Source organism: Halomonas sp. MS1 (assembly GCF_024182575.1).
Lineage (GTDB): Bacteria > Pseudomonadota > Gammaproteobacteria > Pseudomonadales > Halomonadaceae > Vreelandella.
On the sequence record NZ_CP098926.1, the window covers coordinates 4,504,193 to 4,530,661 of the forward strand.

23 protein-coding genes are annotated in these 26,469 nt (G+C 51.6%); all 23 read right to left on the minus strand.

The window, feature by feature from the left end; translation table 11 throughout:
- Nucleotides 1-138: 138 nt before the first annotated feature.
- The 23 genes from wecC to NF683_RS20875 all read right to left on the minus strand — a co-directional run bounded on the left by wecC (nucleotide 139) and on the right by NF683_RS20875 (nucleotide 26,381).
- Nucleotides 139-1,419 (minus strand): UDP-N-acetyl-D-mannosamine dehydrogenase, encoded by a 1,281-nt coding sequence (gene wecC / locus NF683_RS20765; protein ID WP_253920871.1) that lies wholly within the window; start codon nucleotides 1,417-1,419, stop codon nucleotides 139-141.
- 125 nt (nucleotides 1,420-1,544) lie between these two features.
- Nucleotides 1,545-2,663 (minus strand): non-hydrolyzing UDP-N-acetylglucosamine 2-epimerase, encoded by a 1,119-nt coding sequence (gene wecB / locus NF683_RS20770; RefSeq protein WP_253920872.1) that lies wholly within the window; start codon nucleotides 2,661-2,663, stop codon nucleotides 1,545-1,547.
- A gap of 60 nt (nucleotides 2,664-2,723) precedes the next feature.
- Nucleotides 2,724-3,029, minus strand: a complete 306-nt coding sequence (locus NF683_RS20775) for a hypothetical protein (protein WP_253920873.1) — start codon at nucleotides 3,027-3,029, stop codon at nucleotides 2,724-2,726.
- Between the two features lie 315 nt (nucleotides 3,030-3,344).
- Nucleotides 3,345-5,231, minus strand: coding sequence for a hypothetical protein (locus NF683_RS20780; protein ID WP_253920874.1), 1,887 nt, complete (start codon nucleotides 5,229-5,231; stop codon nucleotides 3,345-3,347).
- Nucleotides 5,228-6,949 carry a coiled-coil domain-containing protein gene (locus NF683_RS20785; RefSeq protein ID WP_253920875.1) on the minus strand — a complete coding sequence of 574 codons (1,722 nt, stop codon included), beginning with the start codon at nucleotides 6,947-6,949 and terminating at the stop codon, nucleotides 5,228-5,230. Before NF683_RS20785 ends, NF683_RS20780 begins: the two co-directional genes overlap by 4 nt.
- Nucleotides 6,950-7,123: 174 nt before the next feature.
- Nucleotides 7,124-8,446 (minus strand): UDP-glucose dehydrogenase family protein, encoded by a 1,323-nt coding sequence (locus NF683_RS20790; RefSeq protein WP_253920876.1) that lies wholly within the window; start codon nucleotides 8,444-8,446, stop codon nucleotides 7,124-7,126.
- 41 nt (nucleotides 8,447-8,487) lie between these two features.
- Entirely contained in the window at nucleotides 8,488-9,033 is a 546-nt protein-coding gene (gene rfbC, locus NF683_RS20795; RefSeq protein ID WP_253920877.1) for a dTDP-4-dehydrorhamnose 3,5-epimerase, read from the minus strand.
- A gap of 82 nt (nucleotides 9,034-9,115) precedes the next feature.
- Nucleotides 9,116-10,012 carry a glucose-1-phosphate thymidylyltransferase RfbA gene (gene rfbA, locus NF683_RS20800; RefSeq protein ID WP_253920878.1) on the minus strand — a complete coding sequence of 299 codons (897 nt, stop codon included), beginning with the start codon at nucleotides 10,010-10,012 and terminating at the stop codon, nucleotides 9,116-9,118.
- 207 nt (nucleotides 10,013-10,219) lie between these two features.
- Nucleotides 10,220-11,113, minus strand: a complete 894-nt coding sequence (rfbD, locus tag NF683_RS20805; RefSeq protein ID WP_253920879.1) for a dTDP-4-dehydrorhamnose reductase — start codon at nucleotides 11,111-11,113, stop codon at nucleotides 10,220-10,222.
- Nucleotides 11,114-11,243: 130 nt separating this feature from the next.
- Nucleotides 11,244-12,344, minus strand: coding sequence for a dTDP-glucose 4,6-dehydratase (gene rfbB / locus NF683_RS20810; protein ID WP_253920880.1), 1,101 nt, complete (start codon nucleotides 12,342-12,344; stop codon nucleotides 11,244-11,246).
- A 48-nt stretch (nucleotides 12,345-12,392) separates the two neighbouring features.
- The gene (locus NF683_RS20815) at nucleotides 12,393-13,274 is read right to left on the minus strand and encodes an ATP-binding cassette domain-containing protein (RefSeq protein WP_253920881.1); all 882 of its coding nucleotides are present in this window, start codon (nucleotides 13,272-13,274) and stop codon (nucleotides 12,393-12,395) included.
- Between the two features lie 133 nt (nucleotides 13,275-13,407).
- Nucleotides 13,408-14,820: an MBL fold metallo-hydrolase RNA specificity domain-containing protein gene (locus tag NF683_RS20820; RefSeq protein ID WP_253920882.1), complete on the minus strand. Its 1,413-nt coding sequence runs from the start codon at nucleotides 14,818-14,820 to the stop codon at nucleotides 13,408-13,410.
- Between the two features lie 665 nt (nucleotides 14,821-15,485).
- Nucleotides 15,486-16,583, minus strand: coding sequence for a chain-length determining protein (locus NF683_RS20825; protein WP_253920883.1), 1,098 nt, complete (start codon nucleotides 16,581-16,583; stop codon nucleotides 15,486-15,488).
- Nucleotides 16,584-16,586: 3 nt separating this feature from the next.
- Entirely contained in the window at nucleotides 16,587-17,396 is an 810-nt protein-coding gene (locus NF683_RS20830) for an ABC transporter permease (protein ID WP_253920884.1), read from the minus strand.
- A gap of 84 nt (nucleotides 17,397-17,480) precedes the next feature.
- Complete coding sequence (locus NF683_RS20835) at nucleotides 17,481-19,202, minus strand: polysaccharide biosynthesis/export family protein (protein ID WP_253920885.1); 1,722 nt, start codon at nucleotides 19,200-19,202, stop codon at nucleotides 17,481-17,483.
- Complete coding sequence (locus tag NF683_RS20840; protein WP_253920886.1) at nucleotides 19,202-19,627, minus strand: DVU3141 family protein; 426 nt, start codon at nucleotides 19,625-19,627, stop codon at nucleotides 19,202-19,204. The genes NF683_RS20835 and NF683_RS20840 overlap by 1 nt, the downstream gene beginning before the upstream one ends.
- A 337-nt stretch (nucleotides 19,628-19,964) precedes the next feature.
- Nucleotides 19,965-21,020, minus strand: coding sequence for a porin (locus NF683_RS20845; protein WP_253920887.1), 1,056 nt, complete (start codon nucleotides 21,018-21,020; stop codon nucleotides 19,965-19,967).
- A 263-nt stretch (nucleotides 21,021-21,283) separates the two neighbouring features.
- Entirely contained in the window at nucleotides 21,284-22,069 is a 786-nt protein-coding gene (locus tag NF683_RS20850; RefSeq protein ID WP_089037444.1) for a ProQ/FINO family protein, read from the minus strand.
- A gap of 22 nt (nucleotides 22,070-22,091) precedes the next feature.
- Nucleotides 22,092-22,628 (minus strand): dihydrofolate reductase, encoded by a 537-nt coding sequence (locus NF683_RS20855; RefSeq protein WP_089037443.1) that lies wholly within the window; start codon nucleotides 22,626-22,628, stop codon nucleotides 22,092-22,094.
- On the minus strand, nucleotides 22,625-23,455 hold the full coding sequence (locus tag NF683_RS20860; RefSeq protein WP_456362352.1) for a thymidylate synthase: 831 nt from the start codon (nucleotides 23,453-23,455) through the stop codon (nucleotides 22,625-22,627). Before NF683_RS20860 ends, NF683_RS20855 begins: the two co-directional genes overlap by 4 nt.
- 128 nt (nucleotides 23,456-23,583) lie before the next feature.
- Entirely contained in the window at nucleotides 23,584-24,372 is a 789-nt protein-coding gene (lgt, locus tag NF683_RS20865) for a prolipoprotein diacylglyceryl transferase (protein ID WP_253920888.1), read from the minus strand.
- Between the two features lie 51 nt (nucleotides 24,373-24,423).
- Entirely contained in the window at nucleotides 24,424-25,221 is a 798-nt protein-coding gene (locus NF683_RS20870) for a sulfite exporter TauE/SafE family protein (RefSeq protein ID WP_253920889.1), read from the minus strand.
- Complete coding sequence (locus NF683_RS20875; protein ID WP_253920890.1) at nucleotides 25,218-26,381, minus strand: response regulator; 1,164 nt, start codon at nucleotides 26,379-26,381, stop codon at nucleotides 25,218-25,220. The genes NF683_RS20870 and NF683_RS20875 overlap by 4 nt, the downstream gene beginning before the upstream one ends.
- Nucleotides 26,382-26,469 lie beyond the last annotated feature (88 nt).

Here is a 26,469-nt window from a genome sequence, read left to right on the forward strand (position 1 = left end):
TCGGGAATGACAGTTTTGGGGCCACTCGAGAGTGACGGGCTCTCACTTGATTCCCAATAACCCCACTCGGGAATGACGGTGTGGGGTCACCTGTGAATGACGGTGTGGGGCCTCTCGGGATGACGAGTCGAAAAAGAATTACCCTAGTAACCCTACCGCATCGATCACGCTCTCTTTAGCACGTACTTGTTCGGCATTAGCGATAAATGGCTTGTGCTTGACGAGTACACACACCACGTCTGCTTGGGTAAGTGCTTCTTCCAGCGTGGCTAGCGTGGTGTTCTCGCCTTGCAGCGTTTTGGGTAGTGATTTGATATTGGGTTCTACCACTTGCAGACGGCAGCCTAGCTGCTGCACTTGCTGCGCAATGCCCAGTGCGGGGCTTTCACGCAAGTCATCGATATCTGGCTTGAAGGCAACGCCCAGGCAGGCCACGGTAAGGTCGCTGCGTTTGGCATCCGGGTGTTGCTGGTGGTAGTACTCTAGCGCTTCTTTGACGCGGCCTAGTACCCACTGGGGTTTGTCATCGTTCACTTCGCGTGCGGCACGGATGATTTTTGCTTGTTCCGGGCAGGAATCGACGATGAACCAAGGATCGACAGCAATGCAGTGGCCGCCAACACCTGCGCCAGGGGTAAGAATATTCACGCGTGGGTGGCGGTTCGCCAGGGCGATCAGTTCCCACACGTTAATTTCCAGCTCATGGCAAATGGTGGAAAGCTCATTGGCGAAGGCAATATTCACATCGCGGAAGCTGTTTTCGGTCAGCTTGGCCATTTCTGCAGTGCGGGCGGTGGTGGATACACAATCGCCTTCTACTACGATTTTGTAGAGCTCGCAGGCCACTTCGGCGCACTTGGGCGTCATGCCGCCAATCACGCGATCATTTTCGACTAGTTCGCGGATAACATGGCCGGGCAATACGCGTTCCGGGCAGTGGGCAATACGAATATCCGATCCTTCACCGTGAGTTTGCGGGAACGTCAGGTCTGGGCGAGCTTCCGCTAACCAAGCGGCCATCTGCTCAGTAGCGCCTACCGGGCTGGTAGATTCCAATACGACTAGGTTACCGGGCTTGAGCACCTTAGCCACGGCTTTGCTGGCGGCTTCGATATAGCTTAAATCTGCCTTGTGATTTTGGCCGTTTTCATCGGTATGAAACGGCGTGGGCACGGCCACCAGAAAAGCATCGGCGGGTTCTGGCGTGGTAGTCGCGCGCAGGTAACCTTCTTTCACTGCCGCGTGAACAATCATGTCCAGTTCCGGCTCAACAATGTGGATTTCGCCATTGTTGATGGTGTCGACAGCATGTTGATTAACATCAACACCGATAACATTCTGCTTGCGGGAAGCGAAAACAGCAGCGGTAGGTAGGCCGATATAGCCCAGGCCAATCATGGAAATAGTATCGAATTTCATGTGGTGTTCCGTGAGTAGGAATTGTGAATAGTGAATAGTGAATAGTGAATAGTGAATAGTGAATAGTGGGTAGAAATAGTGAATCGTGTCAGCAGCTATTCACAAGCGCGTAGCGCGCTCACATTTCACAGCGAAGCCAAAATATCGCGGATGCGTTCGCAGGCTTTGCCGTCACCGTAGGGGTTGTGGGCATAGCTCATGGCAGTGTAGGCGTCGTTATCGGTCAGCAGCCGGGTTAGCTCGCTGGCAATGGTCGCCACATCGGTGCCTACCAGCTTGACGGTACCTGCTTCGACGGCTTCGGGGCGTTCAGTCGTATCACGCATAACCAGTACCGGTTTGCCCAGCGAAGGCGCTTCTTCCTGAATGCCACCAGAATCGGTGAGGATAATGTGTGCTCGGTTCATCAGGTAGACAAACGGCAGGTAGTCCTGGGGTTCAATCAGGTGCACATTATCTACCCTGGCTAGCAAGCGGTTAACCGGCTCACGGACATTGGGGTTGAGGTGTACCGGGTAGAGAATCTGGGTATCTGGATGGCGCTCGGCGGTATCAGCTAGGGCTTGGCAGATACGCTCAAACCCGCCGCCAAAGCTTTCACGACGGTGGCCGGTGACTAGAATCAAACGCTTGCTTTCATCCAGCATCGGGAACCGCTTGGCCTGCTCAAGGGCTAGCGCTTGGTTGGTTTCCAGCTTGTGAGCGACTTCCAACAGCGCATCTATCACGGTATTGCCGGTTATGTGAATAGTCGCTGGGGCAATGCCTTCATCCAGTAAGTTTTGCTGCGAGGTGCCCGTAGGCGCAAAATGAACCGCCGCCAACGCACCTGTGAGCTTACGGTTGCCCTCTTCCGGCCAGGGAGAATAAAGGTTGCCGGTCCGCAGGCCTGCTTCAACATGCCCTACGGGGATCTGCTGATAATAACACGCCAGGGTGGTCGCAAAGGTGGTGGCGGTGTCGCCATGCACAAGAACGATATCAGGCTTGAAGTCTTCCAGTACCGGCTTGAGCCCTTGCAGAATGCCACAAGTAACGTCGTTAAGATCCTGCCCTGGCTTCATAATGTCCAGGTCATAGTCTGGAGTAAGTTCGAATAAAGCGAGCACTTGATCTAGCATTTCGCGATGCTGAGCGGTGACACAAACGCGGGCTTCAAAACGCTCGTCTGTGGCAAGCTGCAGCGCAAGCGGTGCCATTTTAATGGCTTCTGGGCGGGTGCCGAATACAGTGAGTACTTTCATTCTTTACCTTTTTTCAGTTATCAGTCCATTTTAAGGCCTGAGTGTCATACCTTGACAGCCTTATGACGTTTCCGCTTGGCCAGCGTCTTGTAGGCGGTATTCCAATTCTTGACAACGGCGATAGTAGTATTCCAGCAGCTCTTGAGTTTCTGCTAATTGCTGGGCAATAGGGATAGTCTCAGCACTTTTGGGCGCATGTTGGATCACTTGGCCGGGCTTCTGCAGCCTTTGTTCACAAATCTTAATATTAACATCAAACAGGCTTTGCCCATACTGGTAGGCAGCTTGTTGATAGAGTGTTATGGCATTTTGATAATCATTTTGTTTAAAAGCATCGTGAGCGCGCTTAACAAGATCTTTTTCCATGAGTATCTCTTGGGTCGTGAATCGTGAATCGTGAATCGTGAATCGTGAATTTTTAGGGTAGGGTCCCTCACCCGTCATTTCCCACAACCACGGCCCGATCATTCCCGAGTGGGGTTATCGGGAATCCACCTTGACCTTGCCCACTGATGCTCGAATGCCTGAACCAAAATGGATTCCCGCTAAGGGCATGCGGGAATGACAGTTCGGTGGCATACGTTAATGGCGGTTAGGTGGCATGCGTTAATGGCGATTAGATGCATCCGTTAATGGCGGTTCGGTGGTATACGGGAATGACAGTTGGGAAGAATGCGTTATCTACCCTTCTACTCTGAGGCTGAGTGCATTGGGGAGCGTTAGCCATTGGGCTGGGCGTTGGCGGGTTTCGAGTAGCGTATTCCAGCTTTCCTTTAGGCCGTTTTCCTGCGGATAGCTATTACCTTCCAGCACAACATCAAGCCGTTGCGTGGGCAGTTGCTGTAGCAGTAGCGATAACGCCACTTCTCGGCTGTGCCCTGCTTCCGTTAGCGCTTCACCTACAATAGCTAGTACACGGGCATCTTCCGGCAGCCATTGGTTAAGGCGTTGCAGAACGGTGTTTGCCGCGTAGAACAGCGCCGTTTGGCCGTTGGTTTGGCACTCTATCCAAGGGGCATGCACCACATTGACCGAGTGGCTAAGGCGCTTGTTATTCAAGCACTGTTTCAGTTCATCGCTAGCTACTTTCTGATGCGTAATGCTAACAATAGTTTGCGGCAGGTCAGCGTGAGATAACGTTACCTCGTTCTCCTGACCGTGATGCTGGCCTTTCTGCCGGGTTAGTTTGGGCTGCTCTGCCCGGGCATTAATAATGCTTTGCGCCAGCAGCTCCGTTGTGCCATTGCTGCCAAAAATCACTATTACATCATGGTTGTTTGCATTGTAGTGTTCTAGCAAGGCCATGGCATAGCCAGGTGCTAACGTTGTGCTAATTGGGCGCTGGCCATGTTGCAGGTAGTTCATTAGCGCCTGTTCGTCACGCTGTTGGCGGGCGCTACGGGTAACGTGCTGACCAAGGGCGTTGGTGGTTTGCTGTATATAGCTGCGCTGTTCGCCGAACAGCGATTCCAGCTTGCTTTCCAACTGCCCAAAGCGTTCGTTACTTTGTTGTAACGTGGCGAGCTGTTCGCTGAGCTGGCTGATCGTAGCGTCTTTTTCAGTTAGCTGCTGCTGGGCTTTCGCTAGTTCAGCTTCAGCTTCTTCATGCTGCTTTTTTCGATTAGCAAAGTAGCGCTGATAATTTTCGCGCTCTTCTTCGCTGTGCGTTAACTTTTCTTGAAGGCTAGCGATTTTCTCGACGCCCTCTTCTGCCTGCTGCTTCCGGTGAGTAAACCAAGTGTGCGTTTCTTGCAGCTTTTCCTGCGCTTTCTGCTCTGCTTTCACAGCGTCTTGATACTGCTGTTCGGTCTTTTTAAGTGCCTGCTCGGTTTCCTGATGCTCTTTTTGCTGCTGCTGATTAGCTTTGAGCGCCTGATTTAGCTGCTTTTTTAGCGCATCCCGCTCTTCGGTTAGCTGGCTGAGCTGTGTATCACGCTCGGCCAATTGTGTATGGGTATCTTTTAGCTTGCGATACAGCGGGTTGCGGGTAAAACCGAGAAGAAAGAAATCCGGGTCCGTGGCATGTTGAGCCACCACTTCAAAACCTTGCTGTTCGCACCACTGGGTTAGCTCGGCGTCTGTTGCCATTCCCTCGTATAGCCGCAGTGGGCTTGTACGTACCCATAGATGGGTTAACTGGTCAAGTAAGCCGGAATGGTTGAACGCTTGCAGCAGGCTTAGGGAAATTTCCGGCTGTTCGATAACCAAATGGGTGAACGCTGCTTGGCTCAGGCCAGCCTGCTCTAGCGCCTGCGGCAGTGTTTGAGTATCTACTGATTGGTGACGAGCCTTGCCAAGACCTGGATAGAGGGTCGTTAGCTCACTGGCAGGAGCCAAGCTGTTGAAGTCTTTCAGTGTATAGGCATAGCACACTGCTTCTCCGCCAGGGGGGGTTATCGGCTGGTCTGCAATATGCAATGCCGGTAACACTTGAGATAACGCTTTGTGGTGCGTTGAAACGGGCGAAAGTGATGCCAACAATACCGCTAAGTTGGCCTGTTTAATAAGCGTCTCACTCTCTTCACGTAGTGGGCCAATATGCACTAGCAGGTCGGCAGCTTGACTCATGCATCAGCCCCCTCTGTCGGTTTTTTGGGCGCGGGCAAATGGTGTTGTGGTGGCTGTGTTTTTCGCTGTTCGGCGATGCCATGCCGCAGGTAGTGCAGCAGCGGATGCTGGCCCGATGCCGCAACATCTTTGTAGTGAGTAAGATAAAAATCGGTGCTGAATTGAGGGCTTGGATGACGTCCATCAATCGCGCCAAACTTAATAAAGTGTTCGGCGGGTTTAATACCTGACTTGGCAACATCAGGGTATTGGGCAAGGTACCAGTCGGCATCAAAGAACGGGGTTGCTTCCAGCATGGCTAGCTGCTTTGGTAGCTCTTTTTTGTAGCTTCGGCTATCGCGGTAAGCCACTGCGGCATGGCGCTGGGCATGTACACGCAGCCACTGTACTAAGCGTTCCAAGTGACTAATATGCCTCTGAGTATCAGCACGTAGTATATTGAGTTCTTTCTGGCGCTTTTCCAGCTGTTGGCGGAAGTGTGCGGTATCCTGGGTGCTTTTCTCTAGCTGTTGCTGGATTTTTTGCACTTCGGCTGCGCGCCGCTCTAGCTTGGTGACCACGCTATCCATGTTTTGCTGCTGGGCGTTTACTAGGCGCTGCTGCTCGGCAATCTGGTTCTCTTTGCGCTCGGCCAGAGCTTGGTATTCCTGATTCAGCGTTTCATACGCTTGCTGTGCCTGTTGCAGGGTGCTCAGCAGCTGAGCACTCTCTTTTTGCGCCGTAGCAAGGGTCTCCTGCCCCTCTTTTTGAGTATTGAGCTGCGCCGCCAACGCCTTTTTCAGGGACTCTTTTTCTTGCTGAAGTGCTAGCTGAGCTTTTTTAATAGTCGCGTTATCTTGGCTCAGCTGAGCATTTTCCTTTTGCAACGCTTTAGTTTGCTGCTGAAGTTCTTCAAGGCGTTTTGCACTCTCTTGCTCATGCTGTTCAACATTTGCCTTTTGCTTGTCAACACTTTCAGCCAGCGACGACTGAACGCTTTGAAGCTGTTGAAAAACAACAGCGTACTCTTCGCGCGCGGCTGTTAGTTCACCCTTCAAACGAGCGATATTCTGCTGTTGTTGTTCTTGAAGACTCTCTGCCTGTTGTAACGCTCGGCCATCGCGCAGCCCTTTTTCGCTGGTTGCTTGCAAGGCGTGATATTCGTTAAGCGCGGCTTGGGCGATGGTCGCCTCATGGCCTTCCTCAACTGGGCTCTCCTGGCTGCTAGCCAACAGGTAGGCATAGGTGTCTTGTAACGGTTGGGCTTGCCCACAAAGATAAGCCGCGGCTAGCTGATAAATTGCCTTATCCGTTGCCGTGGTTTGTAAGTCGAGCGGTGCGTCAATTAGCTTTGACGTGCGGCCTGGCGAGTAGCCTACTAAGGTAATCTGGCGGCGCGCTGAGCGAAACAGTGCAAGTAGCCGTTTAGCCTGCGCTAACCAGTCATTAAGCGCCTCTTCGGCAACGGCGCCGCTTGCAAGGCTTGCCGCTAGCCAGGCATCTGGCTGTGGCCAAGCGATCATTACCTGGCGCTCTGCGTCGTGCTTACACCAAGCGCGTAGCTTAACGACGTCTTCATCATTCAACGTGGATAACAGATATATACTGCTTGGAGCTTGCGTATCTGCTTCGCTGATATCTACTAGTGATTCGCATGCCAACGGATTTTCCGCAGCTGGCAACAACTGGTGCGGCTCGTGCGCGAAGGCTTGCAAGCCCAGATAAATTACCCGCGGCATAGGTTGAAAGCTCCTTGCTTGAATGTTGATAACATTTTTCAAAAATTGAACAGATAAGCTAGTTAGCCACAGGCACTCTCTGACTGTACGAAAAGGGCTAACCCAAACAGTAATGTTAAAACTGGGTGCTTGAACAAAATTAAGAGCGCAATATCACAGCTCTATTTAGCCGCGTTATGCCCGACCTACCGATATGTAGCGTAAATTAACGGCTTTAGCTTCTTTGGGGTTGTAAAGATTACGCCCATCAATGACCACACCGCCTTTTAATTGATTAGCCAACCACGTTAAGTCTACTGCTCGAAATTGCTGCCACTCGGTACAAATCACTAGTGCATCTGCGTCGATGACGGTATCTTCCATTCGCTTACATAACGTTAAGCCTTCACGACTGCCATAGATGCGGGCTGCTTCTTCCATCGCTTTAGGGTCGAACGCTCGTACCTGGGCACCAGCTTCCCATAACGCTTCCATTAATACGCGGCTGGGCGCTTCTCGCATATCATCGGTATTCGGCTTGAAGGCAAGTCCCCATACAGCGATTGTTTTGCCGCGCAGCTGCCCATCAAGGGCATTGCTTAGCTTGGTGAACAGCGTCTGTTTTTGCCGTTCATTGACACTTTCGACGGCTTTCAACAGTTCAGCAGAGTAGCCTGCCAGTCCAGCGGTGCGGGCAAGCGCTTGAACATCTTTAGGAAAACAGGAGCCGCCATAACCACAGCCGGGGTAAATGAAATGGTAGCCAATGCGCGGATCGGAACCTATGCCTTGGCGCACTTGCTCAATATCGGCGCCCAGGCGTTCAGCGAGATTCGCTATTTCGTTCATAAAGCTGATTTTGGTGGCTAGCATGGCGTTAGCGGCGTACTTGGTCAGTTCGGCACTGCGCACATCCATAAACAGCATTTTTTCATGATTGCGGTTGTAAGGGGCGTAGCATTCGCGCATTAGCTTTTCTACGTGGGGGCTATCAGTACCCACCACAATTCGAGCGCCCCGAGTAAAGTCTTCTATCGCAGCCCCTTCCTTGAGAAATTCAGGGTTGGAACAGACATCAAAGGCGTAATCTTTACCTAGGCTGCTGAGTGTTGCTGCAATGGTGTCGCGTACTTTTTCAGCGGTACCGACTGGCACAGTCGATTTATCAATAACAACTTTGTAGCCGTTCATATGCTGAGCGATCGTTTCGGCTACATTCAGCACGTATTGTAAATCGGCACTGCCATCTTCATCAGCAGGCGTTCCTACCGCTATAAACTGCAGGGTACCAAATTGTACCGCCTGCGCTGCATCGGTGGTGAACTTGAGCCTGCCGTCCTCGCCGTTATGCCTTACCATGGCTTCTAGGCCAGGTTCATAAATGGGAATGATGCCTTGGTTTAACCGAGCTATTTTTTGCTCATCCACATCGACACATATAACGTGATGACCAGCTTCTGCTAAGCATGTGCCTGTAACGAGCCCTACGTAACCTGTACCAAAAACCGTTATGTTCATTCGTTCACTTCAGTTTGAGTGTGTTCGTTAGCTCACCGCTTTTAGTCAAAAGCTGGCGCGGCTTTAAAAGCAAGCCCTTGCTCATCTTTTGCCGAAAGCCGGGGCTTCTGGCCTTGGGTAGGCCATTGAATAGCCAGTTGCGGGTCGTTCCATAAAATAGACACTTCATCCCCCGGGGCATAGTAGTCGGTACACTTGTACTGAAACTCAGCCGTTTCGCTGGTGACATAAAAGCCGTGGGCGAAACCGGGGGGAACCCAGAGCATCTGCTTGTTTTGTTCACTGAGTGTTGCGCCTACCCACTGGCCATAGGTGGGTGAACTTTTGCGCATGTCCACCGCCACATCGAAGACCTCCCCCTGGGTTACCCGAACTAATTTACCCTGTGGTTGTTGGTGCTGGTAGTGCAGCCCTCGGAGAATGCCATGAGTGGATTTACTGTGGTTATCTTGCACAAACGTGTAGTGGCCACAGTGGTGTTCGAATTCACTTTGGCGGAAGGTCTCCATAAAGAAACCGCGCTCATCGCCGAACACTTGAGGGGTAATAAGCACAACATCAGGAATGGCGAGTTTTTCGTATTGCATATCTAAACCATGAGCGGTGAAGGATGAGGAGCTCGATGTAAGGCGTGAGGGGTAAGATTACTTTCTCCTCACTACTCACTCCTTACTTATTACCTTTCGTTTTGAGTAGGCGCTTTAGATACTGGCCGTATTGCGTTTTGGCAAGTGGTTTGGCGAGTTCGGCTAGGCGCTCGTCGCTAATCCACTGGTGCTGCCAAGCAATCTCTTCTAGACAGGCGATTTTAAGACCTTGGCGGTGCTCTATGGTTTGCACGTATTGGCTGGCTTCTAGCAAGCTGTCGTGGGTGCCGGTGTCTAGCCAGGCAAAGCCGCGGCCAAGGCGTTCTACGCGTAAATCGCCGCGCTTTAAATAGGCGTTATTCACACTGGTAATTTCTAGCTCGCCACGCTCTGAAGGCATTACGTTTTTGGCGATTTCAACAACATCGTTATCGTAGAAATATAGGCCGGTCACCGCGTAGGCGGACTTTGGCTTGAGGGGCTTTTCTTCAATGGAAATAGCGTTGCTATTTTCATCAAACTCTACAACACCAAACCGCTCGGGATCTTTGACTAGATAACCAAATACCGTCGCACCGGAGGTATATGAGCCGGCGCGTTTTAGCTGATCAGAGAAGTGCTGCCCATGGAAGATGTTATCGCCTAGCACTAGGCACACCGGGCTGTCACCAATGAATTCTTCGCCAATAATAAACGCTTGCGCTAGGCCGTCTGGGCTAGGCTGCTCTGCGTATTCTAGGCTTATACCGAAGTCTTCGCCGGTACCTAGTAGGCTTTGATACTGCGGCAAGTCTTCTGGCGTTGAGATAATTAAGATCTCTCGGATACCTGCCAGCATGAGCACCGAGATCGGATAGTAGATCATCGGCTTATCGTAAATAGGCAGTAGCTGCTTGGATACACCGCGGGTAATTGGATGCAACCGCGTACCCGAGCCACCGGCAAGGATAATGCCTTTCCTTGGTGTACTTTGACTCATAGTCATTCATTAACCTTTTGTTCTGTCGTTCCCACGCGCTCGACGTTTCGTCATTAACGTGGCCCGACTTTCTGTCATTTCCGCGTGCCCGACGTCCTGCCATGTTCGCTGAGCCAAGTTGCTGGTCACACCGATTAAAGTGTGCCGCGTTTTCTGCTGGCCATTATGTATACGCAAGGCTGTTTTTGCATGACTTGCTAACGATCGCTATCGATCCAGATATTCACGCAGTGTCAGCCCCAGCTGGCTTTGCCAGGTGGGCATGGTGATGCCTAGTGAATTTTCTAGCCTGCTTAGCGCCATGCGCGAATTTAGCGGGCGCTTGGCGGGTGTTGGGTATTCTGCCGTGGGGATGCCTGCGGTGCTTTCAGGCGTAATCGTTAGTGCTTCCCCTGCTCCACGGGCTTGGGTGAAAATTTCGCTGGCGAAGCCGTGCCAGCTGGTTTCACCGCGTGGAGCAAGATGATAAACCCCAGACGGTATGTTAATGGTCAGTGGTGAGCCTTGCGTGGTGAATGCCAGCGCGGTGACTTGAGCGATTAGCCGTGCTGGCGTAGGCGCGCCTATTTGATCGTTGACAATGCTCAGTGCACCCCGGTCGCGGCCAAGGCGTAGCATGGTTTTCATAAAGTTATTGCCACGCGCGGCGTATACCCAGCTCGTGCGAAAAATCAGGTGGCTGGCACCGCTTTTAACGACGGCTTCATCCCCTTCCAGCTTGGTTTGGCCATAAACGCTTAGCGGACCGGTGGGGCTGTCTTCCTGCCAAGAGGCTTCGCCGTTGCCTGGGTAGACGTAATCCGTTGAGTAATGCACCAGGGGAATGCCCTGCGTCGCGGCGTAATCGGCCAACTGCGCTGGCAGTTTGGCGTTTAGGCGCTTTGCCTGCTCTGGTTCACTCTCGGCTTTATCAACCGCTGTGTAGGCCGCCGCGTTGAGTATTAAGCCGGGCTGGTGTTTTTCAAGATAAACATCGACGGCTTCGGCGTTGGTTAAGTCGAGCTCTTGGCGTGTCGGGGCCAAGATAGTGCCGAAAGGGGCAAATTGGCGCTGTAATTCAAAGCCGACCTGGCCGTTACCACCGGTGATGAAGATGTTCATAGTAAAGCCTTAACGTCAATCGATTGCGCAACCTGTAGCGCGGCGAAATGGGGTCGTGAGGAACGAGCGATACCAAGGCACCCGCGAAATCCGAAAGTCTGTTGCGGGTGCGCCGTAGGCTTACCACGCACTACGTGTTGGTGCCCAGCCGTTGATAGCTGCCGTCTTGCACGCGCTTCCACCAGGTTTCGTTGGCGAGGTACCATTCGACAGTTTTTCGTAAGCCAGTTTCGAAGGTTTCTTCTGGTGCCCAGCCGAGTTCTCGTTCAATTTTGCTGGCATCAATGGCATAACGTACGTCGTGGCCTGGGCGATCAGTCACAAACGTGATTAGTTGTTTATGTGAATCGTGAGTGGTGAGTGGTGAATCGTGAGAACTACCCTTCACTTTGTATGGCACTAGCTCATCCAAAATCTCACAGATAGTCTCTACTACATGTAAGTTAGTTTGTTCGTTATGCCCGCCAATGTTGTAGGTTTCGCCGATTTCGCCTTCAGTAGCCACCTTAATTAAGGCGCGGGCGTGATCTTCGACATACAACCAGTCGCGAATTTGCTGGCCATCGCCGTATACCGGCAGCGGCTTGCCAGCCAGGGCATTTAGGATCATCAGCGGAATTAACTTTTCGGGGAAGTGATACGGCCCGTAGTTGTTAGAGCAGTTGGTGACCAGTGTAGGCAAGCCGTAGGTACGCTGCCAGGAGCGAACCAGGTGGTCTGAACTGGCTTTACTCGCTGAGTATGGCGAGCTAGGCGCGTAGGAAGTTTCTTCGGTGAAGAGCCCATCGGTTCCGTCTAAATCGCCATACACTTCATCAGTACTGATATGGTGAAAACGGAATGCTTCTGCTTTGGTAGCCTCTTGCTGCTGTAAACTTTTCCAGTAGGCTCGGGCGGCTTCTAACAGAACCGCTGTACCGACCACATTGGTTTGAATAAACGCGGCGGGGCCATCGATGGAGCGGTCTACATGGCTTTCTGCTGCCAAGTGCATCACCACGTCCGGCTGGTGCTGTTCAAACAACTGCTGCATCGCAGGTGCATCGCAAATGTCTGCTTGCGCAAACGTGTAGCGTTCACTGTCAGCGACACTTACCAACGATTCTAGATTGCCTGCATAAGTGAGCTTATCAACATTCACGACATGGTTGTCGGTGTTATGGATTAACTCACGAATAACGGCAGAACCAATGAAACCTGCTCCACCGGTAATGAAAAAAGTTTTGCTCATGCTGCAATCTCAGTAACTATCTTATTGACTATTTCATTAGCGCTGACGCTAGCGTGTGCTTTGCCGTAACTCTAAGTTTTCACGTGCTTCTCTTGCTCTGCTGCTAGCTTCTTTAACTGCATTTTTAGCAGCAGCGAGCGCCTCCTTGTCTTCCTGCTCTTTGGCATCAGCAAGGATTTCTTGAGCGGCTTTTAAATCGGCGTGGCAGGCCTGTAGGTATTTACGAGCCCCTACCACATCGCTAGGCAGTTCAGACTGACGTTGCTTTTTGTCTACATCTGAATGATAGGCGGCAATGGCATCGTTGATATCGTCGTACCAAAAGGCGCTGCCTTTTTTGAGATAAACCCCTGCCTGGCAGAGGTCTTTCAAAATACCTTCTGAGTGGGAAACCATTATCAAAGAGGCTTGACCCGTTTTCGATTCAAATAGCTCTTTAGCTTTGGCTTTAAATGCGCGATCACCAACGGCAGTGGCTTCATCGGAAATGTAGACATCAAAATCAAACGCGAGCGATAAACCAAACGAAATACGTGACTTCATGCCCGATGAATATGTACGAATGGGCTCATCAAAGGCTGGGCCAATTTCTGCGAACTCTTCTACGAACTTGATAACCCGCTTGACCTCTTCGGGGTCACTGCCTTGGACACGCGCAACGAATTTAACGTTTTGGCGCCCCGTCATGTTTCCCTGCATTCCCCCAGAAAGACCAACTGGCCAGGAAACACGACTATGACGAATAACCTCTCCGCGTTCAGGAGTGTCCATGCCCGCAATAAGACGCAAAAGTGTCGATTTACCTGCTCCGTTCGCGCCTATCAAGCCTACACTAACGCCCATAGGGATAGTGAAATTGACGTCTTTTAGTACCCAGTCGCTACCATGATGATTGTGGTAACGCTTGTAGAGGTGTTTGATTTCAATCATTTTGAATTCGTGAACTAGTGAGTGGTGAACTCGTGAATAGTGAGTGGTAAATAGTAAATAGGAAATTCATGGGCAAGTTAGTTTCACCGACTCTTTAAGTGTTTAATAGATAGCGAGCGGTAAGAGAACCGCACTACAAATTGATATCAAGCGGTTTGCTGTTGCGCTGATAAAGTGCTTCTAGTTCATGTTTGAGCGCGTTTTTAGCGTTTTTTTCGCCGTGTACAAGGCGTATGGTATGAGGCCAGCGACGCATGCGCTTGACGAAATTAAGCAAGCCTTTTTGGTCTGCATGAGCAGAGTAGCCGCTAATGGTGGTAATGCCAGCGTGGATATCGATTCGCTGGCCATCAATTTCCACCCAACCACCCTGTGGACCATATTGCTGTATCGCTCGCCCTGGCGTGCCTGCCCCTTGATACCCCACGAACAATACCTGGTGACGCTCATCACCTAACATGGCTTTTAGGTAGTTCATGATGCGCCCACCTGCACACATGCCACTGGCAGCAATGACTACCGCTGGACGACCGGTCTTCGCAAGGTATTGGACAGTTTGCTCGTGGGCTTCGTGGCTTTCTACGGTGTAGAGATTTTCGAAATTGAGCGGGTGGCGGCCACTACGTAGGCGGCGTTGGGCTTCTTTATCCCAGTAGGGCTTTAACTGGCGATATACGTGGGTAAAGCGTGCGGCAAGCGGTGAATCTACAATAATTTCTATATCTTGCCACTGGTTGTTTTTGGCGTTGCGCTTGGCTTCATAAATAATGCCCTCCAGCTCGTAAAGCAGCTCTTGGGTACGGCCAATGCTGAAGGCGGGCACCATGACCGTACCGCCGTTAGCCAGGGCTTGTTCAATGGCATTTTTTAGCGTGGCACGACGTTTACGGCGACCTACGTGCTGACGGTCGCCGTAGGTGCTTTCGAGAACTAGCTGGTCGCAACCATAGGGCGATTTAGGCGCGGGCAATAACGGGGCGTAGGGTGCGCCTAAATCGCCGCTGAAGACAATACGCTCTTTACTGCCATTGGCGTACTGATGGGCAACTTCAACATAGCTGGAACCGAGTATGTGTCCTGCTCTTTTGAGTTTGATGCGTGTGGTGATGCCCTGCTTACCCTTCTCGTACTCATTCACAACCGAGTGCCATTTGCCGTAAGGCACGCTAACAATTTGTGACTCAAGCTGCGCTTGAAAGCGCTTGATTAGGTCTGCATTACGCGTGAAGCCGATTTTTAAAGCGTCTTCAATGACCAGCGGCAACAGCGTTGCCGACGGTATGGAGCAAATAATCGGGCCTTTAAAGCCCGCTGCCAACAAGTATGGCAGCCGCCCGACGTGGTCAATATGTACGTGGGTAATAATCAGCGCTTTAACGGTGCTGATATCAAACTCAATTTGCAGCTGTTGAAAGCTATCTTGCGCTGCGTCTTCACCTTGGAATAAGCCGCAATCGACTAACAGTGAGTTTTCACTATTGAGGATTAGCTGGTGGCAGCTGCCCGTTACGCCTGTTGCACCACCGTGGTGGAGGATATCTAGCATCGAAAATTCCTTTTTCGGTGGTGCTCTGTTGTAGCGCGGTGTAAGCGTCAGCGCACCCGCGGGGGTATCAATGCAGTGCTGACTGGAGGCCTTTGGGCGGCTGCGCCGCCGTTGCGGGTGCCTCGGTTTCGCTCGTTCCTCGCGACCTCGTTACACCGCACTACGATGTGCATTGATTTTGTAGCGCGGTGTAAGCGTCAGCGCACCCGCGGGGGTATCAATGCAGTGCTAACTGGAGACTTTTGGGCGGCTGCGCCGCCGTTGCGGGTGCCTCGGTTTCGCTCGTTCCTCGCGACCTCGTTACACCGCACTACGATGTGCATTGATTTTGTAGCGCGGTGTAAGCGTCAGCGCACCCGCGAGGGTATCAATGCGGTGCTGGCTGGAGGCCTTTGGGCGGCTGCGCCGCCGTTGCGGGTGCCTCGGTTTCGTTCGTTCCTCACGACCTCGTTACACCGCACTACGATGTGCATTGATTGTGTAGCGCGGTGTAAGCGTCAGCGCACCCGCGGGGGTATCAATGCAGTGCTGACTGGGGGCCTTTGAGCGGCTGCGCCGCCGTTGCGGGTGCCTCGGTTTCGCTCGTTCCTCGCGACCTCGTTACACCGCACTACAGAAACAGGCATTGTTACGTCAATGCACTCGCCTTGCAAAAAGCCTTCTCTCTAATCCCTGTGGTCTTTTACGATCATCATGATCATGCTGAAGATGAAAGCTAGGAAAATAGTGATGATAGCGAACACACTGCTGTTATAAAGGCGGTTTGGTTCGGTTGGGTATTCCGGAAATAGCGGGCTTTGCAGCACGCTAACCTGCTTGAGCTGACGGGCGGCTTCTAGGCGGGTGTTTTCCAATGCCGCCAATGCGCTTGAATAGGTTTCTTGCGCGAACTGGGCTTGAAGTTCTAGTGTTTCGTATTCAGCCGATACGCGGTTTAGCGAATCACCCGTTGCCTGTGCTAAGCGGTCGCGCTGCTCAACGATTTGATCGCGTAACGCAGTAATGCTGCGCTCTACTTGGCGCAGCTCGGCTGATTGCGAGCTTTGGAAGCTTGCCAATGCATTGCGTTGCGCTTGTAAGCGAGCCAAGTCACCTTCTAATGTGGCTACTACTTGGTTAATGCTTTCTACCGTTGAGGTGGGCGATACTAGACCGTACTCGTTTTGAAATTCGAGTAGTTCAGTGCGAGTATCGCGAAAACGATCTTCCAAGCGAACCATCTGCTGTTCTAGGAAACGAACCTGCTCGTCTGCTAAACGGTGGCCCATCTCATTCATGTGGTTTTCGCCAGCCTCTAACAGTAGTGCAGCCATATCTCGGGAGAATTCAGGTGTGTAGCCCTGAACGTAAATATTCAGAACACCGGCATACTCATCCAGCTCTACTTCTACCCGCCGCAGATAGTATTTATGTAGATCTTCAATGGGCACATCAGGATTGCGCAGTTTGGCAAAAATATCACCGTGTTCGCTATAGTGCTGGCGAATATCGAGCTGTTCATCCAGCAAACGTAGCATATCAACAGACAATAAGTGCTCACGCAGTAACAACAAATCGTGGGTATTGCCGCTGCCCCCCCCCATTAACGAGGAAAGACTAAATTCAGGCGGGGCAACCTGAGGACTTTCTAGCACTACCGTTGCACGGGACACATAGCGCTCTTCTGCCCAAACAAACCAATAAAATGACACTAGAATAATAGCGACAAATGCTAACGCCCAGTGGGGGGATACTTTTACAAATCGACTTAGGGAAGCTTGCATGAATTATTTTGCCTTTAACTGATCAACAAAACGCAGGTGCATCAGTAGCCCTAGCGATATTAAAGTGAGAGTGAACAGCCACATATAGAGCATGCTGGTTCCGTGTACCACTTCATAGTTTTCGAAAAAACCTAAGCGAAGTGTTTCCAACCCGTGAGGAATAGGGTTAAGCATTAAGTATTCCAGCAGCCAATGCGGCAAGCTATTTAGCGGCAAAATAACGCCAGAAATAATTAATAGTGGCAACGAAATCACTCGTACTACGATGCCTATTTCAGGCACTAATGTTGCAGCAACAGACGTCACCAGCCCTAAACCTAACCCCAAACTCCAAAGTGACAACCAGGCGGCCATCACGCGGATCGCGTTATCAGGGTAAAGATCCAACCCCAGCATTAATCCACCGCCAATAAATATTAAAAAAACCAAACTGCGTAGCGTTCCTTCAAGAAAGTTACGTACTAGCACAGGGTCAATCGGTTGCACTTGGCGATAGGCGAACAGCGCTTTATTGCCATCAATTGCTCCCATCCCGCGCATCATTCCTTCACGAACAAGAAAAAAGCCCATCATCCCTATTATCATCCATGGAATAAAAGGCGCATTGACAATTAAGCGACCACCGCTAAGAAAACTACGTATGCCTACCATAATGCCAACAAAGGCAACGGGTTCAAAGATCATCCAGAACCAGCCCATGCGATCGCCCATGGTGCGGGAGAGCGCCTCGCGCACGAACATGGCATACCAAACACTACGGGTGACTTGCCAAGGCGTACGGGCGCCCTTAGGCGCGCCTTTTACATTTGCCATAGCTCTACTTTTAAATAAGTGAGATGTGAGGCGTGAGACGTGAGGTGTTAGTGGTTTTACCCCTCACACCTCACTCTTCACCATTTACAGATCAACTGCGACGCGGGTAGCGACAGCAATTTGGAACAATATCTGCGTGAGCGTAGAAGCTAGCTGCAGGTTGTGGGTAGGTGCAGCGGGCATGACCAGAATTTCATCGCCTGGGCGCAGGTTAACGTTGCGGGCATTTTCTACCGCGCCGTTCTGGCGAACCACCAGAATGTGGTCTTCATCGGCGCGGTTAGTGAAACCACCAGCGCTTTCGATGTAGTCAATCACGTTCATACCCGGGCGATAAACAGCGGCTTGGGGCACGAGCACTTCGCCGCTGATGAGCATCGAATCGCTCAATTCGGGAATAGTGATAACATCGCCGTCTTGCAGACGAATATCAGAAATTTGGTCGTTGTAGGCGACCACTAAACGGCCACTTGGCTCTAGCTCGCGGGCACGCTCAATGAAGTTTTGGATAAGCTCGGCCTCTTGGGCACGAATTTTCGCTTCTTCATTGGTGCTGGATTCAGCGCCGAGGTAGGTAGTTTCTAAGCGGCGTAAGCTATCTTCCATGGATTGCTGTTGCTGCTGCCTAACGCTTTCACGCTGAAGAGAAACACTTTCCACCGCTGTCATGTTTTCCGGCACAGGGATAGCATCTAGCAGTTCGCTTAAGCGAGCATCACGGGGTAACGCATAACGTGAAGGCCCGTAGTAGCTACCTTCTATTTCCACCACGATAGTTTCACTGCGCTTGTCAGCGCTGAACAAGACTTCATCGCCACTACGAATGGTTTGGCCGTAGAACTTATCAATAGGGAAGTATTGAGCGATGGGCCCCTCTTCCCGGTTACCACGCAGCAGCACATGGGAAACACCACTTCTTAAGCGCGCCAAATTAACTAACTCGGCACCACTTAACTGGTTGCCCAGCAATTCATAGCGGTGCTCACGGTGTACGTCACCGCCCACTGCAATCGCGGGACCGCGCTCTTCTACTACAATGGTGTCGCCATCTTTAAACTGTGGGCGAGCAATAGAACCATTGATAAGGAAGTCGTAGAGGTCGACCGTGGCAACCGTACGATCATTACGCATTACGCGAATTTGCCGGTAACTGCCGAGGTCTTGGTCGATACCGCCTGCTTGATCGAGAAAATAGAGTACAGAATCGTTCGGTGTACCTGCGAAACGGCCAGGATTTTCAACATAACCGGTCACGAAAACAGCAACGGGCTGAACACCTTGTACGTTGGTATAGACCTGTACGTTTTCTGGGTAAACCGACGTAATAGCACCGCGCACGCTGCTATCTACTTGCTGGCTATTTTGACCCTCAACATTTAATGGGCCTGAGCCAGGAATAAAGATATTGCCTTGGGCATCCACCGGTAGCACGCGATCAAATTCAAATGCCCCCCAGGCGCGCACGGTCACTTGATCGCCGGGCTTTACTTGGTAGCTGGCATTCAGGCCGTCGCCCATCGCGCCACGAAACCCACCGCTAAACAGGTTAGCCCCGAATGGCGGTAGCGCATCGGGGTTTTGCGGCGGTGCGCTAACCGGGCCGTAAGTGCCACTACGCCAATCGGCGCGGGGCGTATCATCTACCTGCTCTTGCTGTTCGCCAGCCTGCTCTTCCGGCAGAATAGTATTGGGTAGACTAATGCTCTGTGCCCAGCCCGCCGTGCTTACGGCACTGCCGATTACCAAAGAAGCAACGGCAACAGGGCGTTTAAACGAAAGCCGTTTAAGAAGACGAATAGCGTTCATTAGTAGCGCCCTTGTGCTGCAGTGGATGTAGCCGAAGTGCTTGGGCTCAGCACTCGCTGATTAACCCAACCATTAGGAGTCTCGCAGGTGAGTGCCGTACCGGCAGCGCCACTTCCTGATTCTACTACCCGCAGCCGCCGACACTCTCTACCACTGGCTGCGAGGTATGGGGCATCTGCAATGATTTCGACGTTATCGCCCCATGGGCTGTACACCAGGTTCATAACTGCCCCTGCAGGCGCCTGGGATAAAAAGCCGTTGAGGTTGTCATCACTCAGCAATTTAGCTGAGTCAGTATTCAGCACATACCGCGCTTGCTGCTGCGTGCTATTGGGATAGGTAGCGCAGCCACTTACGACAGCAACGCTTAACGCTGCCAACAGCATGCGAGCTGGCCTCGTTAACAAAAATGGGGTATTTGGCATAATATTTTCCAATAAAGAGGCACGCTACCGCCCAGGGATTTTAACGGACGCATTCCCTTGCCCTACACAGTGCGGATGAAAAGTAGCCTACCTGCTGGCTTATCGTTTCGTGGGTCATTGTAAATTATTACCGCCCACCACTCTACATTGACAAACAAAACAACTATTAAAGCACCACTTCAACACTAGCGCTTCCTTTTAGCAGCCGACTCGACGACTGACACCTCACACAGGAACACACCCGCCCTTTTCGCACAAAAAAAACCGGCCTCGTAATGAGGCCGGTTATATTTCTACTTGCAGGGGTTACCTGTTAAGCATGGCATTAGAGCCAAGCTTAGAAGTGGTAACGCGCGCCTGTCAGGTAGTAAATGTCGTCGCCGTCAGCATTCTCAACGCTGGAATCCAGACCGTCGATGTCAACACTGATAGACTGCTGGTCAGCTTGGTTCAACTCAACGAATACGTCGAAGTTGCTGGAAACTTTGTAGTAAGTACCCAGGGCCCAAGCAGTACGGTCATCGTCTTCACCGTCAGTATCTACATTGTAGATATCTGCAGCGAACGCCCAAGGACCAGTGGTGTAAGTACCACCCAGACCTACGGTGTCGTAGCCGCCGCCACGAACGTCGCTGTTTTCACGACCTTCATAACCTAAACGAACAGAAAACTGGTCGTTAATGGCGTAAGAACCGATCAGGCCGCCCATGATTTCGCCATTGCCGCCGCCACGTACTACGTCGTCAACAAAACCCAGACCTAAAGTGACCGGACCTTGCTCGTAACGCACACCACCTTGAGCTGCTACGACACTACCTTCTTCGGTAGTTGCTGTTTCAGCAATGCCACGCTCGCTGTAGTGTTTCAGCTGCAGGAAGGCAGTCCAGCCTTGAAGATCAGGCGTGTAGTAACCGATAGAGTCGCCACGTGACTGCTTCGGGTGACCAGCGAACTCTAAACCACGATCGATTTCCCAGTCGAACGGCAGAGAAACGAACTGGTTGTAGAAGGCGTCGAAGTTACCAGCCTGGAAGGTACCGTACTGCTTGCTTTGTACGCCCAGGTAGCTTTGACGAACTTCAGTGAAGCCAGACTCGGTGTAACGCTCGTCACCTTTGAAGCGCCACTCTAAACGACCGAAAGCAGTCAAGTCAGAGTTAACTTCGTGGCTCATGCGCAGACCAAGACGAGAGTAAACGTCAACAAACTCTGCGCCGTTGTCAATTTTTACGTCAGCGTCGTTGTACTCAGGACCGCCGCCAGCGATACCCATGGCGATACGACCATAGACGTCGAGCTTGGTACCATCTTGGTCATAAACGGTAGCTGCTTGAGCGGCAGCAGAGGCACCTAGGGCGCCAATGATAGCAGTCGCTAAAAGTGTCTTTTTCATGATGTAGGTTCCTTAACTAGCTTACTGTTTCGATCGTTACCGCAAACTCATTTTGAAGTCTGCAGCTGGCTTGCGGGCCATGCTCTTTATGCCATCCTCCGGTTTTTCCCGGCGGTATGCGGCATGTCCTCAACTAAGCCTTGTTATAGTCCAATGCTCGCAGGTCAAACTCTATACTGGGATTCCAGTGAACGCAATAGAAAAAAACAGTGTTTCTTTACGATTTGTATTTTTTTAAGGAACCCATGGGCAACTGATTGGTCTCAGCGGCCTGTAAATTTTTGCTGAAGTCCTCTTAATTTATCCTCTAAGCTAAGTGACTTTGTTGTTTCAAATGCTTCCGCCTTCTCACCTTCCCCTCTCTGCTCATGCGCCTTTACAGGCGTGGGAACAGCATCTCCTGGTGCCTGTCTTGATGTTTGCTTTGATGCTTGCCCTGATGATTGCTGCGGCTTTCTATGGTCTGAAGACGGTGCTTGCTTTGATGCATTGCTGTCTGACTTATCTTTTCGCCGATCGCTAGCATGTCGCGCCGCTTCTTTATCGACTTTACCTGCGGGATTGCCATCCAAGTCAATTCGCTCAGCACCTTCTCGCATGGATTTCACATAGCGTGGCAGGTTCACATAGTTAGCTAATGCTCGGCGTATCAACTTCCCCGACCAGGGTTCTCGCTGGGCTAAATCTTGATGAATACCCACTTTCAGCGGTTTAGTATGGCCAGTAAAAAAGGCGTGCGGGTAGCGTTTATACCACTGGTTCAGCAGCGCTTGAGGAGAAGGCGGCTGTGGCGCTGTTTCCGCAGCGCGGGTTTCGCTGATCACTTGTGAGTCGGAAGGCTTTACATCTGCCGCCGACGGCTCAGCGGCAGGTGCATCACACTGAGCCGGGCCTTGCAGCGGCTGCGAAGGTGGCTGAGTCTGCGGCACTTGGCTCGCCAACTGCCGTTTGAGCATTTCGTTCTCTTCACGCAACGCGTTCAGTGCGGCTTTGGTCTGCTCAAGGTGCGTTTCCAAAGTTTCTAGCAGATCCAGTACTGGTGCGGCCATACCCCCTCCTTCTTTGCGCTGATCAGTCGGCGATCCGCTCATAGACTACAAAGTCGTATTGAGGCTGCCCTTCTGCTGGCTTGCCCGCTACACGCTGAACTTCCTGCCACTCTTCCATAGAGAGCTCGGGGAAAACAGCATCACCATCGACATCAATATCCACTTCAGTGATATAGAGGCGCTGGGCATGAGGAAGCGCTTGTCGATAAATTTCCCCCCCTCCCATCACCATAATTTCTTCGGCGGCCTCAATGGTGGCCTGTTGGTCGGCCAATGCCAATGCTGCGGGTAGCTCATGACATATCCGCACGCCTTCGGCAGCAAAGTTTGTATCACGGGTTACTACAATATTGAGCCGATTGGGCAGCGGTTTGCCTATTGATGCATAGGTTTTACGCCCCATCACAAGCGGCTTGGCCTGGGTCATGCGTTTGAAGAACTTAAGGTCTTCAGGTAGGTACCAAGGTAACTTACCTTCAACCCCAATCACCCGGTTTTTGGCCATCGCCACAATCATCGCTATCGGCACCAGGGGGTCATAAGCATGCTGCTGACTCATACTGCCACCTCGGCTTTGATATGGGGATGCGATTCATACTCTTCGATGCTGATGTCGTCAAAGGTGAAATCAAACAGATTGGTTACCTGAGGATTAAGCGCCAGACGCGGAGACGCTTTAGGCGTGCGACTCAACTGCTCCTGAGCCTGCTCTAGGTGATTGCTATAAAGATGGGCATCACCCAACGTATGTACAAACTCACCAGGCTCCAGGCCAGTTACCTGCGCCACCATACTGAGCAGTAACGCATAGCTTGCAATATTGAATGGCACACCTAAGAAAATATCCGCACTGCGCTGGTAAAGCTGGCACGAGAGACGCCCATTGGCCACATAAAACTGGAACAAGCAGTGGCAAGGCGGCAATTTCATTTCATCAACTTGACCTGGATTCCAGGCTGAAACAATCAGTCGCCGTGACTGAGGCGTCGTACGAATCTGCTCCAACACATTTGAAATCTGGTCGACACTACCGCCACTGGGGCTCGGCCAACTGCGCCACTGATAACCATAGACCGGACCAAGATTACCGTTTTCATCGGCCCACTCGTCCCAGATGCGTACGCCATGCTCTTTGAGATACCCGATATTGGTATCACCTTTAAGAAACCACAGCAGCTCATGAATAATAGAGCGCAGGTGTAGCTTTTTAGTGGTAAGCAGCGGAAAACCACGGGAGAGGTCGAAACGCATTTGATGACCAAACACTGAGCGTGTACCAACACCAGTGCGATCATTCCGATCAACGCCTTGCTCCATTACGGTGCGCATTAGGTCGAGATACGGCTGTTCTAGCGCTTCTTTCGGCATGGGCGTTATTGCAGTCACAGAAATTCCAGATTAAAAATCAATTTGGGTAGATATTCTATACGCGTAAGCATCAGGCAGCCAGAAGCATTCCTGCCACTCACTCTTCACTACTCACTACTCACTACTCACTACTCACTACTCACCTTCTACACCTTGGCATCAATAGGCTGATTACGCGACCAGGCGATAAAAACGAGGCCTAACGCAATCATCGGGAGTGTGAGCAGCATGCCCATGGTGAACCAGCCAAAGGCGAGATAGCCAATGTGGGCATCCGGCATACGTACAAATTCAACCATAAAGCGGAAGACACCATAGCCTAGCAGGAATAAGCCGGAGACAAATCCCCTGGCGCGCGGCTTGGCAGATACCCACCACAGAATGACAAACAGTACGATACCTTCCAGAAAGGCTTCGTAAAGCGCTGAAGGGTGGCGTGGCTCTGGCCCCATACCAGGAAATGGCATGCCCCACGGTAGCGACGTTACCCCGCCCGGCAACTCATGGTTGATAAAATTACCAATTCGCCCAGCACCTAAACCAATGGGTACCAGCGGGGCAATGAAGTCAGCGAGAGTGAAAAACGCCAGTTGTTTACGACGTGCAAATAGCCATGCCGCAAGCAGCACCCCTAATAAACCACCATGGAAACTCATGCCGCCATCCCATACGCGGAACACCCATAGCGGGTCAGCCGTCCACTGCCCTAGGCCGTAAAACAGTGCGTACCCTAATCGCCCCCCCACCACCACACCAATGGCGCAGTAAAAAAGCAAATCACCGATATCATCTTTTGTAAGCCCAATACGTGGCGCCCGCTTACACCCTAGCCACCATGCCGCCACAAACCCCACCACATACATTAAGCCGTACCAATGAACCTGCAGCGGGCCAAGTGAAATCGCTACCGGATCGATCGTTGGATAATTAATCATCGAGAATCTCTAAAGCAAACAGGAAGAAAACAGCAGCGTGGCATAAGTGAATTACGCCAATATGAAGCGCAAGCCCACTACGGCCAATAGCGTTGCAAATGCAAACCTCAACACAGTGGCTGGAAGCACATGCGCCAGACGAACGCCAAGCCGTGCAAAAGGTACACTGGTTAGCACAATGCCGATAAAGGCGGGCCACATAACAAAGCCGGTCGCCCATTGGGGAAGGAGCGGATTACCCCACCCCACAACAATAAACGTTAACGCACCCACCATTGCTATTGGTAAGCCACAGGCGGCAGAGGTTCCCACTGCTTGGGTCATGCTTGCACCACATCGTGAAAGCCAAGGCACTGTCATTGCGCCTCCACCAATACCAAACAGTGCTGATATAACGCCCACTACGCCGCCAGCAATGGTCATTGCAACATTCCCTGGCGGCGAACTACCGGGCTTTGGCGAAAGGCCAAACACCATTCTGGTGGCTAGCAGCAATACAAACACCCCGAATAACGTTCCCAAAACGGTGCCCGAAAGGTTATCCGCGATAAACACACCACCGATAGCCCCCAGCATAAGCCCGGGTAATAGCGCCATGAACCATGGCTTATGAATACTACCTTTTCGGAAGTGCCCTAATGCTGACGAAGCCCCGGTGACGACGATCGTCGCCAGTGAGGTGCCTACGGCAAGATGCATGGCAATTTCAGGAGCAACTCCCTGTAGGCCAAATGCAAAAACAAGCGCAGGCACAATAATTAAACCGCCCCCTACTCCAAACAGACCAGCCATAGTGCCTGCCACTGCGCCTAGCAACAAATACCCAGCTAAAATACTCAATACGGTCATTTATTCTGCACTTGGTTATTCGCGCTGGGCACCCACTTAGTAATCATACTGAGTAGTGTTTCGGGCTTGTAGGGCTTCGCTAGCACGTCATCTATACCGGCAGCGTTATAAGCGCCATGACCAGCGCTATCAACGTTCGCGGTGAGAGCAATCAAGACACTGCGTTGCTGGCCGCCACTCAGACGCTCAAAGGCTCGCCAGCGACGTGCTGTTTCTAGCCCATCTAAGGTCGGCATAAAGATATCCATAAACACGAGATCATAAGAAACCGTTTGCTGGCAGTCCAAAGCCTGCTCCCCACTGCTGACGCCATCTACCTGAAGCCCCTGGGTTTCGAGCATTTGGCGCGCCAGCATTAAATTAACGGGGCCATCATCTACCACCAGAATACGCAATTTGCGGTCAGTCGGTAGCAGTTGCTCATAACCATCTGTTTCATTGGCACTTTGCTGAACAAAGTTAGTAAGCAGTGCGCGTATATCCGCCAACCGCTCTCGCACGTGAGTAATATTTTGAAAACTTGTTTCTGAATTATCCATCTGCAACATTTCGCCCAATTGATCAAACAGACTGTCGGCTTCACGCTGAAGTAGCGTTAGGTAACCAGACTTCAAACGAGACTCTTCCCGCGCACGGTCACGCCCAGCGATGAGGTGCTTCAACTGTTTTTGCTGGTGATGCAGGTCATCAAGCAAGGTTTGATCAGATCGAAATGGCTCGCTTGAAGAAGCTAGATACTGATTATCCTCGCCTGCGCGAATGACATCCGCCAACCGCTGATTGACCATCGCTAAGCGATTAAGTGGCAGCCCTTCCCCGACGTCTTCCGTCTGCGAATGAGCATGCTCCGCTTGTCGATCAACCAATTGGGCTGTTTGACGCTCTAACTCGGCCAGCTCTTGCATGCAACTGGTGTCTTCTTGCTTTGCGCGACTTTTAACCAGCATCAAAAAAACGCCAACATTCAAACAACTGCCCAGCAGCAACGCAAGAGTCAACCATAGGGTGGTGCTCCATGACGTTTGACTAGGGGAAAGCCCCCAGACCACCAGCCCTACCAGCACACAAAGCAGTACCAAGGCCGCCTGAACGAGTAAAAGAGGCCACAGAGTAGGCCAGACAATCGCATTCCAGAAGTGCTCTCGCTGATAGCGTTGCATAGTATGCGCCTTCCTAGGTGGCTTCTTTAATGTTGCGCCTTAACATGTTGGCAGCCATAGCATGGCTAAGCATATTTATATTAATGTT

What these genes read in the sequence shown, in the direction of transcription:
- rfbC (WP_253920877.1), bottom strand. Translation starts at nt 9,033, where the DNA reads ATGCAATACGAAAAACTCGCCATTCCTGATGTTGTGCTTATTACCCCT.
- NF683_RS20815 (WP_253920881.1), bottom strand. Translation starts at nt 13,274, where the DNA reads ATGATTGAAATCAAACACCTCTACAAGCGTTACCACAATCATCATGGT.
- NF683_RS20780 (WP_253920874.1), bottom strand. Translation starts at nt 5,231, where the DNA reads ATGAGTCAAGCTGCCGACCTGCTAGTGCATATTGGCCCACTACGTGAA.
- NF683_RS20825 (WP_253920883.1), bottom strand. Translation starts at nt 16,583, where the DNA reads ATGCAAGCTTCCCTAAGTCGATTTGTAAAAGTATCCCCCCACTGGGCG.
- NF683_RS20855 (WP_089037443.1), bottom strand. Translation starts at nt 22,628, where the DNA reads ATGAGTCAGCAGCATGCTTATGACCCCCTGGTGCCGATAGCGATGATT.
- NF683_RS20870 (WP_253920889.1), bottom strand. Translation starts at nt 25,221, where the DNA reads ATGACCGTATTGAGTATTTTAGCTGGGTATTTGTTGCTAGGCGCAGTG.
- NF683_RS20830 (WP_253920884.1), bottom strand. Translation starts at nt 17,396, where the DNA reads ATGGCAAATGTAAAAGGCGCGCCTAAGGGCGCCCGTACGCCTTGGCAA.
- rfbA (WP_253920878.1), bottom strand. Translation starts at nt 10,012, where the DNA reads ATGAGTCAAAGTACACCAAGGAAAGGCATTATCCTTGCCGGTGGCTCG.
- NF683_RS20775 (WP_253920873.1), bottom strand. Translation starts at nt 3,029, where the DNA reads ATGGAAAAAGATCTTGTTAAGCGCGCTCACGATGCTTTTAAACAAAAT.
- NF683_RS20820 (WP_253920882.1), bottom strand. Translation starts at nt 14,820, where the DNA reads ATGCTAGATATCCTCCACCACGGTGGTGCAACAGGCGTAACGGGCAGC.
- NF683_RS20850 (WP_089037444.1), bottom strand. Translation starts at nt 22,069, where the DNA reads ATGGCCGCACCAGTACTGGATCTGCTAGAAACTTTGGAAACGCACCTT.
- NF683_RS20840 (WP_253920886.1), bottom strand. Translation starts at nt 19,627, where the DNA reads ATGCCAAATACCCCATTTTTGTTAACGAGGCCAGCTCGCATGCTGTTG.
- NF683_RS20835 (WP_253920885.1), bottom strand. Translation starts at nt 19,202, where the DNA reads ATGAACGCTATTCGTCTTCTTAAACGGCTTTCGTTTAAACGCCCTGTT.
- NF683_RS20845 (WP_253920887.1), bottom strand. Translation starts at nt 21,020, where the DNA reads ATGAAAAAGACACTTTTAGCGACTGCTATCATTGGCGCCCTAGGTGCC.
- lgt (WP_253920888.1), bottom strand. Translation starts at nt 24,372, where the DNA reads ATGATTAATTATCCAACGATCGATCCGGTAGCGATTTCACTTGGCCCG.
- NF683_RS20875 (WP_253920890.1), bottom strand. Translation starts at nt 26,381, where the DNA reads ATGCAACGCTATCAGCGAGAGCACTTCTGGAATGCGATTGTCTGGCCT.
- rfbD (WP_253920879.1), bottom strand. Translation starts at nt 11,113, where the DNA reads ATGAACATCTTCATCACCGGTGGTAACGGCCAGGTCGGCTTTGAATTA.
- rfbB (WP_253920880.1), bottom strand. Translation starts at nt 12,344, where the DNA reads ATGAGCAAAACTTTTTTCATTACCGGTGGAGCAGGTTTCATTGGTTCT.
- wecB (WP_253920872.1), bottom strand. Translation starts at nt 2,663, where the DNA reads ATGAAAGTACTCACTGTATTCGGCACCCGCCCAGAAGCCATTAAAATG.
- wecC (WP_253920871.1), bottom strand. Translation starts at nt 1,419, where the DNA reads ATGAAATTCGATACTATTTCCATGATTGGCCTGGGCTATATCGGCCTA.
- NF683_RS20785 (WP_253920875.1), bottom strand. Translation starts at nt 6,949, where the DNA reads ATGCCGCGGGTAATTTATCTGGGCTTGCAAGCCTTCGCGCACGAGCCG.
- NF683_RS20790 (WP_253920876.1), bottom strand. Translation starts at nt 8,446, where the DNA reads ATGAACATAACGGTTTTTGGTACAGGTTACGTAGGGCTCGTTACAGGC.